This is a genomic window from Terrisporobacter vanillatitrophus (assembly GCF_051148895.1).
Classification (GTDB): Bacteria; Bacillota; Clostridia; order Peptostreptococcales; family Peptostreptococcaceae; genus Terrisporobacter; species Terrisporobacter vanillatitrophus.
Genome location: NZ_CP154625.1, coordinates 2,944,324 through 2,959,858, shown reverse-complemented (window position 1 = coordinate 2,959,858; position 15,535 = coordinate 2,944,324). Strand labels below are relative to the sequence as shown.

Annotated in this window: 15 protein-coding genes and 1 other annotated feature; of the genes, 13 read left to right on the top strand and 2 right to left on the bottom strand. The window is 28.4% G+C overall.

What is annotated here, in order from left to right:
- The first annotated feature begins 272 nt into the window (after positions 1-272).
- Together TVTCOM_RS14685 and serS are read left to right on the top strand one after the other, a co-directional pair.
- A complete protein-coding gene (locus tag TVTCOM_RS14685; RefSeq protein ID WP_434797017.1) occupies positions 273-1,757 on the top strand; it encodes an alanine/glycine:cation symporter family protein in 1,485 nt (494 codons plus the stop codon).
- A gap of 305 nt (positions 1,758-2,062) precedes the next feature.
- Positions 2,063-3,340, top strand: coding sequence for a serine--tRNA ligase (gene serS / locus TVTCOM_RS14680; RefSeq protein WP_434797016.1), 1,278 nt, complete (start codon positions 2,063-2,065; stop codon positions 3,338-3,340).
- A gap of 52 nt (positions 3,341-3,392) precedes the next feature.
- Here serS and TVTCOM_RS14675 read toward each other — a convergent pair whose 3' ends face one another.
- A complete protein-coding gene (locus TVTCOM_RS14675; protein WP_434797015.1) occupies positions 3,393-3,701 on the bottom strand; it encodes a DUF1540 domain-containing protein in 309 nt (102 codons plus the stop codon).
- Positions 3,702-3,875: 174 nt separating this feature from the next.
- Here TVTCOM_RS14675 and TVTCOM_RS14670 point away from each other — a divergent pair, with 174 nt between their 5' ends.
- The 8 genes from TVTCOM_RS14670 (at position 3,876) to ileS (ending at position 12,365) form a co-directional block, all read left to right on the top strand.
- On the top strand, positions 3,876-4,778 hold the full coding sequence (locus TVTCOM_RS14670) for a DMT family transporter (RefSeq protein WP_434797014.1): 903 nt from the start codon (positions 3,876-3,878) through the stop codon (positions 4,776-4,778).
- 106 nt (positions 4,779-4,884) lie between these two features.
- Complete coding sequence (locus TVTCOM_RS14665) at positions 4,885-5,952, top strand: HlyD family efflux transporter periplasmic adaptor subunit (protein ID WP_434797013.1); 1,068 nt, start codon at positions 4,885-4,887, stop codon at positions 5,950-5,952.
- A gap of 22 nt (positions 5,953-5,974) precedes the next feature.
- Positions 5,975-6,673, top strand: coding sequence for a YggS family pyridoxal phosphate-dependent enzyme (locus TVTCOM_RS14660; protein ID WP_434799751.1), 699 nt, complete (start codon positions 5,975-5,977; stop codon positions 6,671-6,673).
- Between the two features lie 23 nt (positions 6,674-6,696).
- A complete protein-coding gene (locus TVTCOM_RS14655) occupies positions 6,697-7,167 on the top strand; it encodes a cell division protein SepF (protein ID WP_434797012.1) in 471 nt (156 codons plus the stop codon).
- A 19-nt stretch (positions 7,168-7,186) separates the two neighbouring features.
- Entirely contained in the window at positions 7,187-7,447 is a 261-nt protein-coding gene (locus tag TVTCOM_RS14650) for a YggT family protein (RefSeq protein WP_434797011.1), read from the top strand.
- A 13-nt stretch (positions 7,448-7,460) separates the two neighbouring features.
- On the top strand, positions 7,461-8,246 hold the full coding sequence (locus tag TVTCOM_RS14645) for an RNA-binding protein (protein WP_434797010.1): 786 nt from the start codon (positions 7,461-7,463) through the stop codon (positions 8,244-8,246).
- A gap of 11 nt (positions 8,247-8,257) precedes the next feature.
- Positions 8,258-8,800, top strand: coding sequence for a DivIVA domain-containing protein (locus tag TVTCOM_RS14640; protein ID WP_434797009.1), 543 nt, complete (start codon positions 8,258-8,260; stop codon positions 8,798-8,800).
- Between the two features lie 76 nt (positions 8,801-8,876).
- Positions 8,877-9,102: a binding site (T-box leader), on the top strand.
- A 149-nt stretch (positions 9,103-9,251) separates the two neighbouring features.
- On the top strand, positions 9,252-12,365 hold the full coding sequence (gene ileS, locus TVTCOM_RS14635; protein WP_434797008.1) for an isoleucine--tRNA ligase: 3,114 nt from the start codon (positions 9,252-9,254) through the stop codon (positions 12,363-12,365).
- 38 nt (positions 12,366-12,403) lie between these two features.
- Here ileS and TVTCOM_RS14630 read toward each other — a convergent pair whose 3' ends face one another.
- Positions 12,404-13,000 (bottom strand): TetR/AcrR family transcriptional regulator, encoded by a 597-nt coding sequence (locus TVTCOM_RS14630; RefSeq protein WP_434797007.1) that lies wholly within the window; start codon positions 12,998-13,000, stop codon positions 12,404-12,406.
- Positions 13,001-13,185: 185 nt separating this feature from the next.
- On the opposite strand from TVTCOM_RS14630, the gene TVTCOM_RS14625 reads away from it, so the two are divergent.
- The 3 genes from TVTCOM_RS14625 to TVTCOM_RS14615 all read left to right on the top strand — a co-directional run bounded on the left by TVTCOM_RS14625 (position 13,186) and on the right by TVTCOM_RS14615 (position 15,527).
- Positions 13,186-14,031, top strand: coding sequence for a DegV family protein (locus TVTCOM_RS14625; RefSeq protein WP_434797006.1), 846 nt, complete (start codon positions 13,186-13,188; stop codon positions 14,029-14,031).
- A gap of 132 nt (positions 14,032-14,163) precedes the next feature.
- On the top strand, positions 14,164-14,868 hold the full coding sequence (locus TVTCOM_RS14620; protein ID WP_434797005.1) for a 5'-methylthioadenosine/adenosylhomocysteine nucleosidase: 705 nt from the start codon (positions 14,164-14,166) through the stop codon (positions 14,866-14,868).
- A 176-nt stretch (positions 14,869-15,044) separates the two neighbouring features.
- Complete coding sequence (locus TVTCOM_RS14615; protein WP_434797004.1) at positions 15,045-15,527, top strand: DUF5665 domain-containing protein; 483 nt, start codon at positions 15,045-15,047, stop codon at positions 15,525-15,527.
- Positions 15,528-15,535 lie beyond the last annotated feature (8 nt).

Here is a 15,535-nt window from a genome sequence, read left to right as displayed (position 1 = left end):
TTTTTAATTTTTATTATAATTTGGAATATATAGTTAAATCAGAATAGTTATACTGGGAAAATGATTCAGAAAATTTTGAGAAAAATGAAAATAAAAAGAGGAAATTTGGAGTAAACCTAGAATTAATTTAAATATGAGTATTAAGGTATGTGTTTTTAGCATTCTTTTTAGTTATAAAATGAAGTGTTAAAAATATAATTTAATAAATATATCTTTTACTCGCAGGTATATTAATTTTTTTAGGGACAAATTTTATTATTAGGAGGGGTTTTATGGAAAACATAGTTAATGCGGTCAATAACATCGTATGGAGTAATGCACTAGTTTACTTATGTCTAGGTGCTGGGATTTATTTTTCTCTTAGAACTAGATTCTCTCAAATTAGAAATCTCAAAGAAATGGTACATTTATTATTCGCAGGTGAAAAATCTGAACAAGGTATTTCATCATTCCAAGGTTTCTGTACTGCACTAGCGGGACGTATAGGAACGGGTAATATAGCAGGTGTTGCTACAGCTATTGCTTGGGGTGGTCCAGGAGCATTATTTTGGATGTGGGCAATAGCATTCCTAGGAGCAGGTTCAGCATTTGCTGAATCTACATTAGGCCAGCTATATAAAGAAGAGCATGAAGGTCAATACTGTGGTGGTCCAGCTTACTACATAGAAAAAGGCTTTGGTAAAAAAGGTTGGTCTAAAGCTTACGGTATGGTATTTGCTATAGTTACAGTTATAGCTATAGGTATATTATTACCGGGAGTTCAATCTAACTCAATAGCTGCTGCTGTAAATAATGCATTTGGTATTAATGTTACAATAACAGGTATTGCATTAGTTATATTAGTTGGAATAGTTATATTTGGTGGAATTAAAAGAATAGGTTCTGCTGCAGAATTTATAGTTCCTTTCATGGGTGGAGCATATATATTAATGGCTTTAATTATAATAATAGTTAATATAGGTCATTTACCAGAAGTTATAGCTACAATATTCAAATCAGCATTTGGTGCTGAACAAACTTTTGCAGGTATATTAGGTTCTACTATAGCTTGGGGTGTAAAACGTGGAGTTTACTCAAATGAAGCTGGTCAAGGTACTGGACCACAAGCTTCTTCAGCTGCTGAAGTATCTCACCCTGCAAAACAAGGTTTTGTTCAGGCTTTCTCAGTATATGTTGATACATTATTCGTTTGCTCTGCAACTGGATTTATGATATTAATAACTGATAACTATACTACTTTCAATGGTGATGGTACAGTATTATATAATGCAGGTACTCAATATACAGTTGATCAAATAGGACCTGCTTATACTCAAGGTGCTGTTAACACATTAATAAATGGATTTGGTGCAGCATTTGTTGCCATAGCATTATTCTTCTTTGCATTTACTACATTAATGGCTTACTATTATATAGCTGAAGTTAATTTAAACTATATAGTTAAAAGGGTAACTGGTAAAGGTAATATAATGGCTACTCATGCTTTAAAATTAGTATTACTTGGTATGACATTCTTTGGTTGTGTTAAGTCTGCAGGACTTGCATGGACAATGGGTGATATAGGTGTTGGTCTTATGGCATGGTTAAATTTAGTAGCAATACTATTACTTTCAAATATAGTAATGAAGTGTTTCAAAGACTACGAATCTCAGATGAAGTCTGGGAAATCTAGTGATGAAATCACATTTGATCCAGTACCTCTGGGAATTAAAAATGCTGATTTCTGGGAAGGTAGAAGTCAGCAAAATGTTGACTAATATGAATTGAATTTTATTAATTATTAATGTAAATAATTAATAAAAAGATGGTTCTTTATTTATAAAGAACCATTTTTTTTATATTTTTTAGAATAATATGTGAAAAAATTAATATTATTGGTTATAATCTTATATATGATAAAGTAATAATATTGAAATTCATTATAATAGAAGTTAAATTATTTGACAATATAATTTATAATGCTTAAAATATAGTTAAAATGGATTGATTATACTTTATGTTTTTATATTTCTTAGGGAATATACATAATTCAATTTGTACATAAAATGTAGGAGGAAAGAAAATGTTAGATATCAAAAGGATAAGAGAAAATCTAGAAGATATTAAAAAATCTATGGACAGAAGAGGGGAAAAAGAATTTGACCTTGATGCTGTTGTAGAACTTGATGATCAAAGAAGAGAATTATTAAAAGAAGTTGAGGTTTTAAAAAGTGAAATGAACGTTGAACAAAAGAAAATACCTCAACTAATGAAAGAAGGGAAAAAAGAGGAAGCTGAAGCGGAAAAAGTTAAGCTTAAAGAATTATCTGAAAACATAAAAGCTTTAGATGAAAAAGTTAAAAAAGTTCAAGATGAATTACAATATAGATTACTTAGAATACCAAATGTTCCGAATGCAAACGTTCCACAAGGTGATACTGATGAAGATAATGTAGAAGTTAGAAAATGGGGAGAACCGAGAAAATTTGATTTTGATTTCAAAGCTCACTGGGATATAGGTACTGATTTAGAAATTTTAGATTTTGAAACTGGTGCTAAAATAACTGGTTCAAGATTTACATTATATAGAGATAAAGGTGCAAGATTAGAAAGATCTGTAGCCAATTTCTTCTTAAATACAAATACAGAAGAACAAGGATATACTGAGTTTATACCACCATTTATGGCTAACACAAACTCATTTATAGGAACTGGACAACTTCCAAAATTCGGAGAAGATATGTTCAAAGTTGAAGGTACTGATTACTACTTAATACCAACTTCAGAAGTACCATTAACAAACATAGTTGCAAATGAAATATTATCATATGATGAGTTACCTTTAAATTATACTGCTTATACTCCATGCTTTAGATCAGAAGCAGGCTCTGCAGGTAGAGATACTAGAGGTCTTGTTAGACAACATCAATTTAATAAAGTTGAAATGGTTAAAATAGTTGCGCCAGAAACTTCATATGATGAATTAGAAAAATTAACTGCTAATGCAGAATATTTATTACAAAAATTAAACATACCATATAGAGTTGTTAGAATATGTACAGGGGATTTAGGATTTACTGCTGCATATAAATATGACTTAGAAGTATGGATGCCATCATATAATAGATACGTTGAAATATCTTCTTGCTCAAACTGTGAAGATTTCCAAGCTAGAAGAGCTGGTATAAGATTTAAAAGAGATAAAAACTCTAAGGCTGAATATTGTCATACATTAAATGGTTCAGGGCTTGCTGTAGGTAGAACAGTTGCAGCTATACTTGAAAACTATCAACAAGCTGATGGATCAGTTGTAGTACCAGAAGTATTAAGACCATATATGGGTACTGATGTTATAAAATAATTTTAATTTAAATAACAAAAAAAGAGAGATTAATATCTCTCTTTTTTTGTTATTATTCACATTTAAATGTTTCGCATGATGAAAAATGCGAATTAATAAGAACGCTATTTGCAGTACAACGCGTGTCATCGTAATAAATACAATTACAAGCTTCGCAAACTATATTTTCTGGGGTTGTGTATCCACCTATTTCTATTGCACTAGTAAAAAAGCCAACACTATCAGCAAAATATGTTGAACAAGTAGTTTCGGATGTTTTTAATGCAGAATTACCTCTTACATTTATGTAACCAGCACGACAATATTCATCGCGATTATGAGCACAATTAGTTGCTTTGCAATATAATTTCTTTTCAGGCATATTATTTCCTCCTAATCAACAATTTATTATCTTATTTTTATCTAAAGAAAGTAAAGTATGTATAAAGATATATTATTTGGTTGGAAATATATCCCATTATGGTATGATAATAATAGTTACATTATTATAGAAAAATTTAATTTGAAAATTATTTATTTTATAAGGAGATATAAAGTGAAAGATAAAAAATATATTTGGTCAAAAATTGCTTTGTTTTTGGCTGCATTAATTTGGGGAAGCACATTTGTTGTAGTAAAAGATGCAACAGTGAGTATGAGCGCAAGTTTTATTTTAGCATTAAGATTTTCTGTAGGATCCTTAGCACTAATATTAATTTATTATAAAAAATTAAAGGTAATAGACAAAGGATATTTAAAGGGTGGTATAGTGATGGGAATAACTTTATTTATTAGCTTTTGGATGCAAGTATTTGGATTAACTTTAGATACAACTCCAGGGAAAAGTGCTTTTTTATCTGCTATATACTGTGTAATAGTACCGTTTTTATATTGGATAGTAATAAAAGAAAAGCCAGATAAATACAACTTCATTGCAGCTTTTGTATGTATAATGGGAATAGGATTAGTATCATTAAATGAAAACTTATATATAACAGGTGGAGATTTAGCTACTATATTATCTGGATTTTTTGCAGCAGCAAATATTATAGCTACATCCATTTACTGTAAAAGTAAAGATGCTTTAATATTAACCATAATACAATTGTCAGTTGTGGGAATATTATCATGGATAGTAGTTATAATTACAAAGGGATTTCCTGTAGAGTATAACAAAACAGCAGTATTTGGAGTAATATATCTTGGTATATTTGCAACAGCAATAGGTCTTCTTTTTCAGAGTATAGGAATTAAACATACAAATCCATCATCAGCAGCCTTAATATTAAGCTTGGAAGCTGTTTTTGGGGTTATATTTTCCATTATAGTTTATAATGAACAAATTACAACAAAACTTGCTATAGGATTTGTTTTTATATCTATTGCAGTTGTCATATCTGAGACAAAATTAAGTTTTTGCAAGAAAAAAGAAGAAATTTGTACTGAAGATAAGGATTAAAAAGTAAATCTATTTGCATATTAAGAAGGATTTAAATAATATTTAAAGAAATTATAAATTAATTACTTTTAAATAAGAATATTATTTAAATACTGGGGTGAATCCGTTGAAGAAGATAAAATATTCTAGACTTTTTATACTAGGAGTATTTATATACTTAATATTTAAAGGAGTAGGTTTACTAATAGGATTAAATACATCTGTACTAGTACTAAAAGATGATTTTTATACTATGAAAACTAAGGAAAAAGGTATTGTTATAAGAGATGAATATTTAATAAAAAGTGATACTAATGGAACGCTATCTTTATTAGTAAACAGTAATGAAAAAGTTCAAAAATCTCAAAATATAGCTACTGTATATAATAACAATATAGATGAAGCTATTAATGAAGAACTAGAAAATTTGAAAGAAGAAATAAAACATTTGGAAAGTGAAAATAATTCACTAAAAATAGGGATATTATCTGTAAAAAAAGAGGAGCTAAATATATTAGAAGAAAAAATCAAATCTAATTCTACTAACTACTATGCAAGTACATCTGGAATTATTTCTTACAAATATGACAACAATGAAAATAAATATAATAGTGAGTATTTATCCCATATCACTAAAGAAGATATAGATAATGCAAGTAATAACTATACATCAACTACAGCTAACCATAAAAAGATAAAACAAGGCACTATTATAGCAAGAGTGATAAATAATAACGAATGTTATATGGCGTTTATAAGAGAGGATAACAAGTTGTTTAATGAAGGTGATAGTGTTAAAATTGGAATTAAGGATAATGAAATAAATGGAGAAATATATAAAATATATAAAAAGGATAATTATTCTATTATAATAGCTAAATTTACACAACAAAATATTGGAATTTATGATACAAGAGTGGAAGAATTTGATATAATATATAAACAAATGGAAGCTTTAAGAATACCTAAAGAATCTTTAGTTAAAAAAGATAATAAAATAGGTTTATATGTTATAAATGAAGAAAATAATAAACCTGAATTTATAGAAATTAAAGGAATTTCTTTTGAAGACGATATTTATATATATGTGGACTTTAGAAGCAATGAAGCTAATGGAATAAATACGGTTAAATTACATGATAGAATCATTTTAAAACCTAATTTTATTAATAAAAGAATTGCAAAGATTAACTAGTAAAACAAATAAGAAGGTGGTAATTATGTCAATTAAAGATAATATAATATCCATTAAACAAAATATTGATGATATAAGAAAAGAAAGTAATAGACAAGAACAAGTAAATTTAATGGCGGTTACTAAAACTGTGGATGTAGATAAGGTTTTAGAAGCTATAGATGCAGGAATTACAGATATAGGTGAAAATAAACCTCAAGAGTTAGCTAGAAAATATGAAGTTATTGGTGATAAGGTTAGATATCATTTAATAGGTACTCTACAAACTAATAAGGTAAAGTATATAATTGATAAAGCTTATATGATTCACTCCTTAGACAGAATAGCTTTATGTGAAGAAATTCAAAAAAGAGCTGAAAAAATAGACAAGGTAATTAATTGTTTAGTTCAAGTTAATATATCAAAAGAAGAAAGTAAACATGGATTAGAGGAAGAGTTTGTAATAGATTTTATTAAAAATGTATCTACTAATTATAAAAATATACGTATTAAAGGTTTAATGACAATGGCTCCTTTTATAGATGATGAAGAAGAAATAAGAAAAGCATTTAAAGGTTTAAAGAATTTATCATTGAAAATTGAGGATTTAAACTTGTCAAATGTAGAAATGGATACTTTATCTATGGGAATGAGTCATGACTATAAAATAGCTATAGAAGAAGGGGCTACTATTATAAGAGTAGGAACTTCTATATTTGGTCAAAGAAATTATAATAAATAGAAAATATTAGGGAGGAATATAAAATGAGTGAAGGATTTATAAAGAAGTTTAAAGATTGGATGTCAATTGATGAAGAAGAATATGATGGAGAAGAAGAAGGATACGAAGGTATTCAAGAAGAACAAGATCAAGATGAACCTAAATTAGAAGCTGCTAACTCTCATGTAACAAGAAGTAGTAAAGTAGTTAATATACATACTAACAGTCAAATGAAAGTGGTTATTGCTGAACCTAAAAAATATGATGATGTGACTATAATAGCAGACCATTTAAGACAAAGAAGAGCTGTAATTGTTAACCTAGAAGGTGTAGAAGAAGAGCCAGAACTAAAAAAATCTATATACTACTTCATAAGTGGAGCAGTATATATATTAGATGGAAGTATGCAAAAGGTTTCTAAATCAATATTTATATTAGCGCCAAACAATGTGGACATAGACGCAAATATTAAAAAAGAATTAGAAAGTAAAGCATTTTTTCCGTGGCAAAAATAATAAATAAAGGAGAAAAAACATGCAAATGATAGCCGTATTACTTATTAAGCTTTTAAACATACTAACTTGGCTTATTTTAATACAATGTTTAATGTCTTGGTTTCCAGGAGCTAGGTATTCAAAAGCATATGAGGTATTAAGTATGTTTACTGAACCTTTAGTAGGACCAATTAGAGAAGTTTTGTTTAGATATATAGATATTCCAATAGATTTTTCACCAATTATAGCTTTCTTCGTAATATCAATGGTTCAAAAATTAATATATAGTTTGGTTTGGTAAAATAGATAATAAAATGGACAAATTAAAATTAACATCTCATATTAAAGACATAGATTTAAAAAATAAGATGTTTAGAATAATTGATAAAGCAAATGGTTGTTTAAAAAATTATGACGTAAGATTTAGTGACTTTTTAAATCCATTTGAAGTGAAAAATGCTAAAGCTATTTTAAATTCCAATGATGACTTAAAATATACAGTCGATGGTGGATATGACGAAAGTGAACGAAAAATAGTATTTATTTATCCATTTTATATGGATTATGAAGATATAAGTGAAACTTTGAGATTTATACAAATCGAAGGGAATTTCAAGTTTAAATCAATCAGTCATAAAGATTATCTGGGCTCTTTATTAAGTCTAGGTATTAAAAGAGAAAAAATTGGAGATATAATTATACATGAGAACTTTTGCCAGGTAATTGTTACCTTTGATATCTGTGATTTTATTTTAATGAACTTAGAAAAAGTTGCTAGGAATAATGTTAAATTGAAAGAAATTTCTAGAAAAGAAGTTCTTTACAATCCGCCTAATTATAAAGAAATTAACTTTACTGTTTCCTCAAGTAGGATAGACTGTATAATAAGTGGGTTATATAATATATCAAGACAAGAAAGTGCCAAGTTAATAAATAGCGAAAAAGTTCATGTTAATTATGAAAAAGTCATATCTTGTTCAAAAGAAATAAAATCAGAGTCTTTAATCTCTGTCAGGGGAAAAGGACGATCACAAATAATTAATATTGGCGATTTGACAAAAAAAGGGAAAATTAAAGTTCAAGGAAAATTATTATTGTAGGAGGAGAATATATGATAACTCCAATGGACATAGAAAATAAAGAGTTTAAAAAAGGATTTAGAGGATACCATGAAGATGAGGTTGATGAATTCTTAGATAAAGTAAAAGAAGATTTTGAAAATCTGTATAGAGAAAACTTAGATTTAAAAGAAAAAATCAAATTATATCAAGAGCAAGTGAGTAGATATAAAACTATAGAAAAAACTTTAAATGATACTTTAATAACTGCTCAAACTGCAGCTAAAGATACTTGTGATGCTGCAAATAAGAAGGCAAAAATAATAGTAGAAGATGCTGAATTAAAATCAAAGCAAATTATAGAAAATTGTAAAGAAAGAATAGTAGTCTTAACGAAAGAATATGATGATTTAGTTAAAGAATTTAAAATTTTTAGAAATAAATTTAAATCTTTAATTCAAGATGAAATGACAAATATAGATGAGATATTCTTTAATGTAGATGAACACTGCAATGAATCATTCAATATGATTGATTTATGCGAAGATAATCATAACATTTTAGCAGAGGATGAAGTTGCGTCATCTATGGAATAAGAAAAATGTTTAAAGAATAATTATGTTGACTGAAAAGATAAGTTATTGTATACTTTAAGAATATAATTATATATTTTAAAAAGTAATGATAGAGAGAGTAAACTTTTGGATATTCTACAGAGAGTTGGACAAGCTGAGAACCAATGTATTGAATAAAGTTGAAAATCACTCTGGAGCTGCAGGCTGAAAGATTTTAATCGATTAAGCTGTGCCGGTTAGTGCCGTTAAACTATAGAGTGTTATATATACTTATAAGTATATATAGAACTAGGGTGGTAACGCGATTTCAACTCGTCCCTTTTATTAGGGGACGAGTTTTTTTATATTCAAAATACCATGTTTTTAATTAAACTAACTAAAGTTATAAATATACACATTGGCATTTAAGTCAATAAAAATGGGAATAATTAAATTTTATACTAATAAATGATCAAGAAAGGGTGAACTTAACATGGCAAAATTTAAGCCACTAGTAGATTCCTCAGTAAAAGATGCTGAGAGTCAAGTGTCAGAATATTGGAAACAAATAGATATACTAGAAAGAACATTAGAAAAAGGACAAAATGATCCTAGCTTTGTATTCTATGAAGGACCTCCAACAGCAAATGGTAACCCAGGTATACACCATGTTGTTGCTAGAACTTTAAAAGACTGGGTTTGTAGATATAAAACAATGAGTGGATATCAAGTTAAAAGAAAAGCTGGATGGGATACTCATGGATTACCAGTAGAGCTTCAAGTTGAAAAACAATTAGGTTTAACTAATAAGCAACAAATAGAAGAGTATGGTATAGCTGAATTTAACCAAAAATGTAGAGAGTCAGTATTTACTTACGAAAGCAAATGGAGAAATATGACTGAAAGAATGGCTTATGAGGTTGATTTAGATAATCCATACATAACATTAGATAATAACTATATAGAATCAGTTTGGTGGATATTAGATAAATTCAATAAAGAAGGATACATGTATGAAGGACATAAGATACTTCCATACTGTCCAAGATGTGGAACAGGACTTGCTTCACATGAGGTTGCTCAAGGATATAAGGAAGTTAAAACTAATACAGTTGTAGCTAAATTCAAAAGAAAAGGTACTGAAAATGAGTACTTCTTAGCTTGGACAACTACTCCTTGGACTCTACCTTCAAACGTTGCATTAACAGTAAATGGAGAAGTAGATTATTTAAAAGTTAAAAAAGATGATGAAATATACTATGTTTCAAAACCTTTAGCTAATAAAGTTTTAGGAGAAGGAACTTATGAAATATTAGAAGAGATGAAAGGTGCTGATTTGGAAGGTGTTGAATATGAGCAATTAATGCCATTTGTAACTACTGATGAAAAAGCATTCTTTATAACTTTAGGTGATTATGTAACAACTGAAGATGGTACAGGTATAGTTCATACTGCTCCAGCTTTCGGAGAAGATGACTACAACTTAGGAAGAAAATATAACTTACCAGTATTACAACCTGTTGATGAAAGTGGTAAATTTACAGCTACCCCATGGGAAGGTAAATTTGTTATGGAAGACGGTTTAGACGTTGAAATAATAAAATGGTTAGCAAAAGAAAATAAATTATTCTCAAAAATAAAAGTAGAGCATAATTACCCACACTGTTGGAGATGTCAAACTCCACTTGTATACTACGCAAAACCAAGCTGGTATATAGAAATGACAAAACTAAAAGATAAATTAATAGAAAATAATAATAGTGTTAATTGGTATCCAAAATTCGTTGGAGAAGGAAGATTTGGTAACTGGTTAGAAAACTTAAATGACTGGGCAGTATCAAGAACAAGATACTGGGGTACTCCACTTAACGTATGGAGATGTGAATGTGGTCATAAACAGTCAGTAGGATCTAGAGAAGAATTAGCTGCAAAGTCAATAGAAAATATAGATCCAAAAACTGTAGAGCTTCACAGACCTTATGTGGATGACATACATTTAAAATGTGAATGTTGTGGTAAACCAATGACAAGAGTAACAGAAGTTATAGACTGTTGGTTCGATAGTGGTGCAATGCCATTTGCTCAACATCATTATCCATTTGAAAATAAAGAAAACTTTGATCAATTATTCCCAGCAGATTACATCTGTGAAGGTATAGATCAAACTAGAGGATGGTTCTACTCTTTACTTGCCATATCTACATTTGTAACAGGAAAAGCTCCTTACAAGAATGTACTTGTTAATGACCTTGTTCTTGATAAAGATGGTAAGAAAATGAGTAAATCTAGAGGAAATACAGTAGACCCGTTTGAATTATTCGATAAATACGGAGCAGATGCTCTTAGATGGTATCTATTATACGTATCTCCACCATGGACTCCAATAAGATTTGACGAATCAGGTCTTAGAGAAATACAAAGTAAGTTCATAGGAACTATCAAAAACGTATATAACTTCTTTGCTTTATATGCAAATACAGACAAGGTAAATCCAACTGATTTCTTTGTTGACTACAAAGATAGACCAGAGTTAGATAGATGGATATTATCAAGATTCAACCATTTAAAGAAAGAAACAGAAGCAAACTTAGAAATATTCGAAGTTAATAAAACTATAAGAAGTATACAAGCTTTCATAAATGACGATTTATCTAACTGGTATATAAGACGTTCAAGAAGAAGATTCTGGGCTACTGAGTTAACAGAAGATAAAAAAGCAGTATACAATACTACTTATGAATTATTAACTGAACTTTGTAAAATGATAGCTCCATTTGCTCCATATCTTTCTGAAGAAATATACAGAGATTTAACTAATGAAGAATCAGTTCATTTAGCGTCATATCCAAGAGCTAATGAAGAATTAATAGATTTAGAATTAGAAGAAAAAATGGAAATAACTAAAGCGTTAGTTACTTTAGGTAGAGCATCTAGAGAAGAAAGTAAAATAAAAGTTCGTCAACCAATTCAAAAAGTTTTAGTTGATGGAAAATATGAAGCTCAAATAAGTGACGTTGTAGACTTAATAAAAGAAGAACTTAATGTTAAAGAAGTTGTGTTTGCTGCTGATTTAAGTGAATATATGAACTATAGCTTAAAGCCAAACTTCAAAGTTTTAGGTCCTGTTTTAGGTAATAAAATGGGAATGTTTGCTGGAACTTTAGGAAAATTAAATGCTAACGAAGTAGTACCTAAGTTAGAAGTGGGGGAAAAAGTAGTAGTTGATTTAGCTGGAGAAACATTTGAATTTGGTAAAGATGAAGTTCTAATAAATATATCTTCTAAAGAAGGATTTGATGTATGTATGGAGAACAACATATTCGTAATTCTTGATACAAACTTAACTCCAAAATTAATAGAAGAAGGATATGCAAGAGAATTCATATCAAAAGTACAACAATTAAGAAAATCTAATGATTTTGAAGTATTAGATAACATTGATATAAAATTCTGTGGAGATGATGAAATAGCTAAGGCTATAAGTAATTTTGACGAATATATCAAAAATGAAACTTTAGCATTAGATATAGAAAGAGTAGAAGAGAATACTTTAGAAGTGTTTGATTTAAATGGACATGATACAGGAATAAAAGTTATTAGAAAATAGTAACATAAGATAAAAAAGAGCTACCTCTTAGTTAATAACTATAAAGAGGTAGTTCTATTTTTATTTGAATAATCTATTAAGAATTTAGCTATTTCTGCGTAAGGTATTTTTTCGCTTTTTAAAAGAGCTTGTATTACCAGTCCATCTACTACAGACATTAATAAGAATGAAGCGCCTTTTGCATGTGATTTGTCAGTTATAATTTGCGTCATTTGATTTTCTAAAGTAGTTCTCCATTCAACATATTTAAGACCAATTCGCTCTCTTAATGCATTATTGCCCATTATTGCCTCACAAATTAAATACATATGAATTCTACCAGTACTTTCAATGCTTGAAATGTTCTTAAGTACAACTAATACAAATTCTTCTGTAGTAAAATGAAAATTTATTTTTTTTAGACAATCTAATAATGCTTCTGATATTATACTTAAATGATTATCGGCTATGTCGAATATAATATCATCCTTTGATGAATAATGATAGTATAATGTGCCCTTACTTATGTTAACTTCTCTTGCGATATCTGCTAAAGAAGTATTATTTATGCCGTTTTTAGTCATTAAATCAATAGAAGTTAATAAAATCTTTTCCTTCATGTTATGATTTTGTTTGGTTCCTCTATCTAATTTCATATTATAAACCTTCCTAACTTTACTTATCTACACCTATTATAATGTCAAGAAAAAATATTGTCAAATTACAAAAAACATTTTCATTCTATAAATATTGACAAAAATACCTATAAAAGATAAAATATATTTATTGCTCGGTCAGTTGACCGATTTTATGTACTATATTTAAGGAGAGGTATTTTTGAATGAAAAATATAAAATTAATAACAGATGGTAGTTGTGATCTTTCTAAGGAAATTATAGATAGTAGTGAAGTTGAAATAGTAGACTTAATGGTTTCTTTTGGAGATAAAAGTTATTCAACAAGAACAGATATAACTATACCTCAATTTTATGAAATGATGAAAGACTATAGTGAATTACCAAAAACATCATGTCCATCTCCTAATCAATTTTTAGATGCATTTGATTGTGAGGAAGACAACATTATAGTATTATGTTTAACAAGCAAATTATCAGGAATCTATAATAGTGCAGTACTTGCAAAGAATATGTATGAAGAAGAAAACGGAAGAAAAAAGAGAATAGAAATAATAGATTCTACTACAGGTTCAATCGGTCAAGCGTTATTAGTATCAAAAATTGCAAATATGATAGATGAAGATAAAAGTATGGATGAAATAGTAAACACTATTGAAAAATTAAAACATGAAGTAGTATTTTATGGAGCTTTACACACTTTAGAAAATGCAATAAAGGGTGGAAGAATAAATGCTTTAGCAGGAAAAATAATAGGAGCTTTAAACTTGAAAGCTATTGTTCATATTACTGATGGTTTAGTTAAGCCTATAGATAAAGCTAGAGGAGATAAGAACTCTATGAATAAAGTTATAGATTATATAAAAAATAATATTCACAAAACAAGTGGAACTAAATTAGCTATAGGACATGCAAATTGCCCAGAAAGAGCTATGAAAATGAAAGAAGTATTAGAAAATAATCATGACTTTAAAGAAGTTTATGTAATGGAAGTGGGTCCATCAATGGGAGTTTATACATCAGAAGGTGCAGTATTGGTGGCAGTTATATAGATTTAGCTTCTTGACAAATTTATATATAAAACATATTATTAAATATATTGAAAATACCCGTTCTAATTTATTAGAACGGTTTTTTATAATAAAATGATTATTATTAAAAATGCACGTAAATTAGGAGGAAATATGAAAAAAATAGGAATAATCGGAGCCATGGAATTAGAGGTTATAACTCTAAGAAGCTTAATGAACATAGAAAATACTGTTAAAAAAGCAAGTTTAACATTCTATGAAGGAAAATTAGAAGATAAAGAAATAGTATTAGTACAATGTGGAATAGGAAAAGTAAACTCTGCATTATGTGCTCAAATATTAATAAGTGAGTTTAATGTAAATGCAATAGTTAATACAGGAGTGGCAGGAGCTATACATTCATCCCTAGAAGTAAATGACATAGTAATATCAACAGAAGCAATACAATATGATGTAGATGCTAGAGCTTTTGGTTACAAAAAAGGTCAAATACCACAAATGGATAATTCTATATTTATAGCAGATGAAAGACTTATAAATGCGGCATATGAATCTTCTCTTGCTCAAGTAAAGGATAAAGAGTTTAAAATAGTTAAAGGTAGAGTAGCAACAGGAGATATATTTATATCTTCTAAAGAATTAAAAGAAGAGTTAGAAAATGATTTTAATGCTTATTGTGGAGAAATGGAAGGTGCGGCAATTGCTCATGCTTGTTATTTGAATAATATTCCATTCGTAATAATAAGAGCCATGTCAGATAAGGCTGATGGAAGTGCTAATGTAACGTACGATGAATTTGTTATAGAAGCGGCTGAAAATTCAAAAGATATAGTACTAAAAATGCTAAGAGCATTATAGTAGAAAGGAAGCCAATTTGGCTTCTTTTTTTTATGCGAATCTATAAAAAGAAATAATTAATAATAAAAAAGGAAAGACTAAGAAAATGATAATTACTTAGTCTTTATTTTGCATTTTTTTAAGTTTTCTTCATATACTAAATTTGATGTTATGAAAATATAAAAGGATGTGGAATAATGAAGTTTAAAACTCGTATATCTGCAGAAAATCTAAAAAATTATAAAAATAAAAAAGAAAATTTCAATGTTGAAGATGAAAAATATTTAGATATAGATAAGGCTGTAGAAGCCTCCTATACAGAAAAATGTAAAAAAAATACTGAAGAATATGTAAGTATTGAAGATATTGATAGACTTATTAATGGAATGTATTTAAGTGATGATTCACAAAAACAATTAGGTATCATTAAAAGATATTTAGAAAAACTAATAATAATAATCGAAAGAAGTAGAATTAGAGACTATATGTACTTGACAGATAGTAAAAGGCGATTATTTATCATTAATTTTATAGCTGGTGTAGGAAAGGGATTTGGCCAAGCTATTGGATTTACATTTCTTGCAGCCATAGTGCTTGCAATACTATTTAGTTGGGTAGATCTACCTTTTATAGGTAGATACATAGCAAAATTATTAAATATAGTACAACAATACAGATAATAAATGAG

Bases quoted from the DNA above. Each gene is read 5' to 3' on its own strand.
- TVTCOM_RS14685 (WP_434797017.1), top strand. From the start codon at position 273: ATGGAAAACATAGTTAATGCGGTCAATAACATCGTATGGAGTAATGCA.
- serS (WP_434797016.1), top strand. From the start codon at position 2,063: ATGTTAGATATCAAAAGGATAAGAGAAAATCTAGAAGATATTAAAAAA.
- TVTCOM_RS14675 (WP_434797015.1), bottom strand. From the start codon at position 3,701: ATGCCTGAAAAGAAATTATATTGCAAAGCAACTAATTGTGCTCATAAT.
- TVTCOM_RS14655 (WP_434797012.1), top strand. From the start codon at position 6,697: ATGAGTGAAGGATTTATAAAGAAGTTTAAAGATTGGATGTCAATTGAT.
- TVTCOM_RS14650 (WP_434797011.1), top strand. From the start codon at position 7,187: ATGCAAATGATAGCCGTATTACTTATTAAGCTTTTAAACATACTAACT.
- TVTCOM_RS14645 (WP_434797010.1), top strand. From the start codon at position 7,461: ATGGACAAATTAAAATTAACATCTCATATTAAAGACATAGATTTAAAA.
- TVTCOM_RS14640 (WP_434797009.1), top strand. From the start codon at position 8,258: ATGATAACTCCAATGGACATAGAAAATAAAGAGTTTAAAAAAGGATTT.
- ileS (WP_434797008.1), top strand. From the start codon at position 9,252: ATGGCAAAATTTAAGCCACTAGTAGATTCCTCAGTAAAAGATGCTGAG.
- TVTCOM_RS14630 (WP_434797007.1), bottom strand. From the start codon at position 13,000: ATGAAATTAGATAGAGGAACCAAACAAAATCATAACATGAAGGAAAAG.
- TVTCOM_RS14625 (WP_434797006.1), top strand. From the start codon at position 13,186: ATGAAAAATATAAAATTAATAACAGATGGTAGTTGTGATCTTTCTAAG.
- TVTCOM_RS14620 (WP_434797005.1), top strand. From the start codon at position 14,164: ATGAAAAAAATAGGAATAATCGGAGCCATGGAATTAGAGGTTATAACT.
- TVTCOM_RS14615 (WP_434797004.1), top strand. From the start codon at position 15,045: ATGAAGTTTAAAACTCGTATATCTGCAGAAAATCTAAAAAATTATAAA.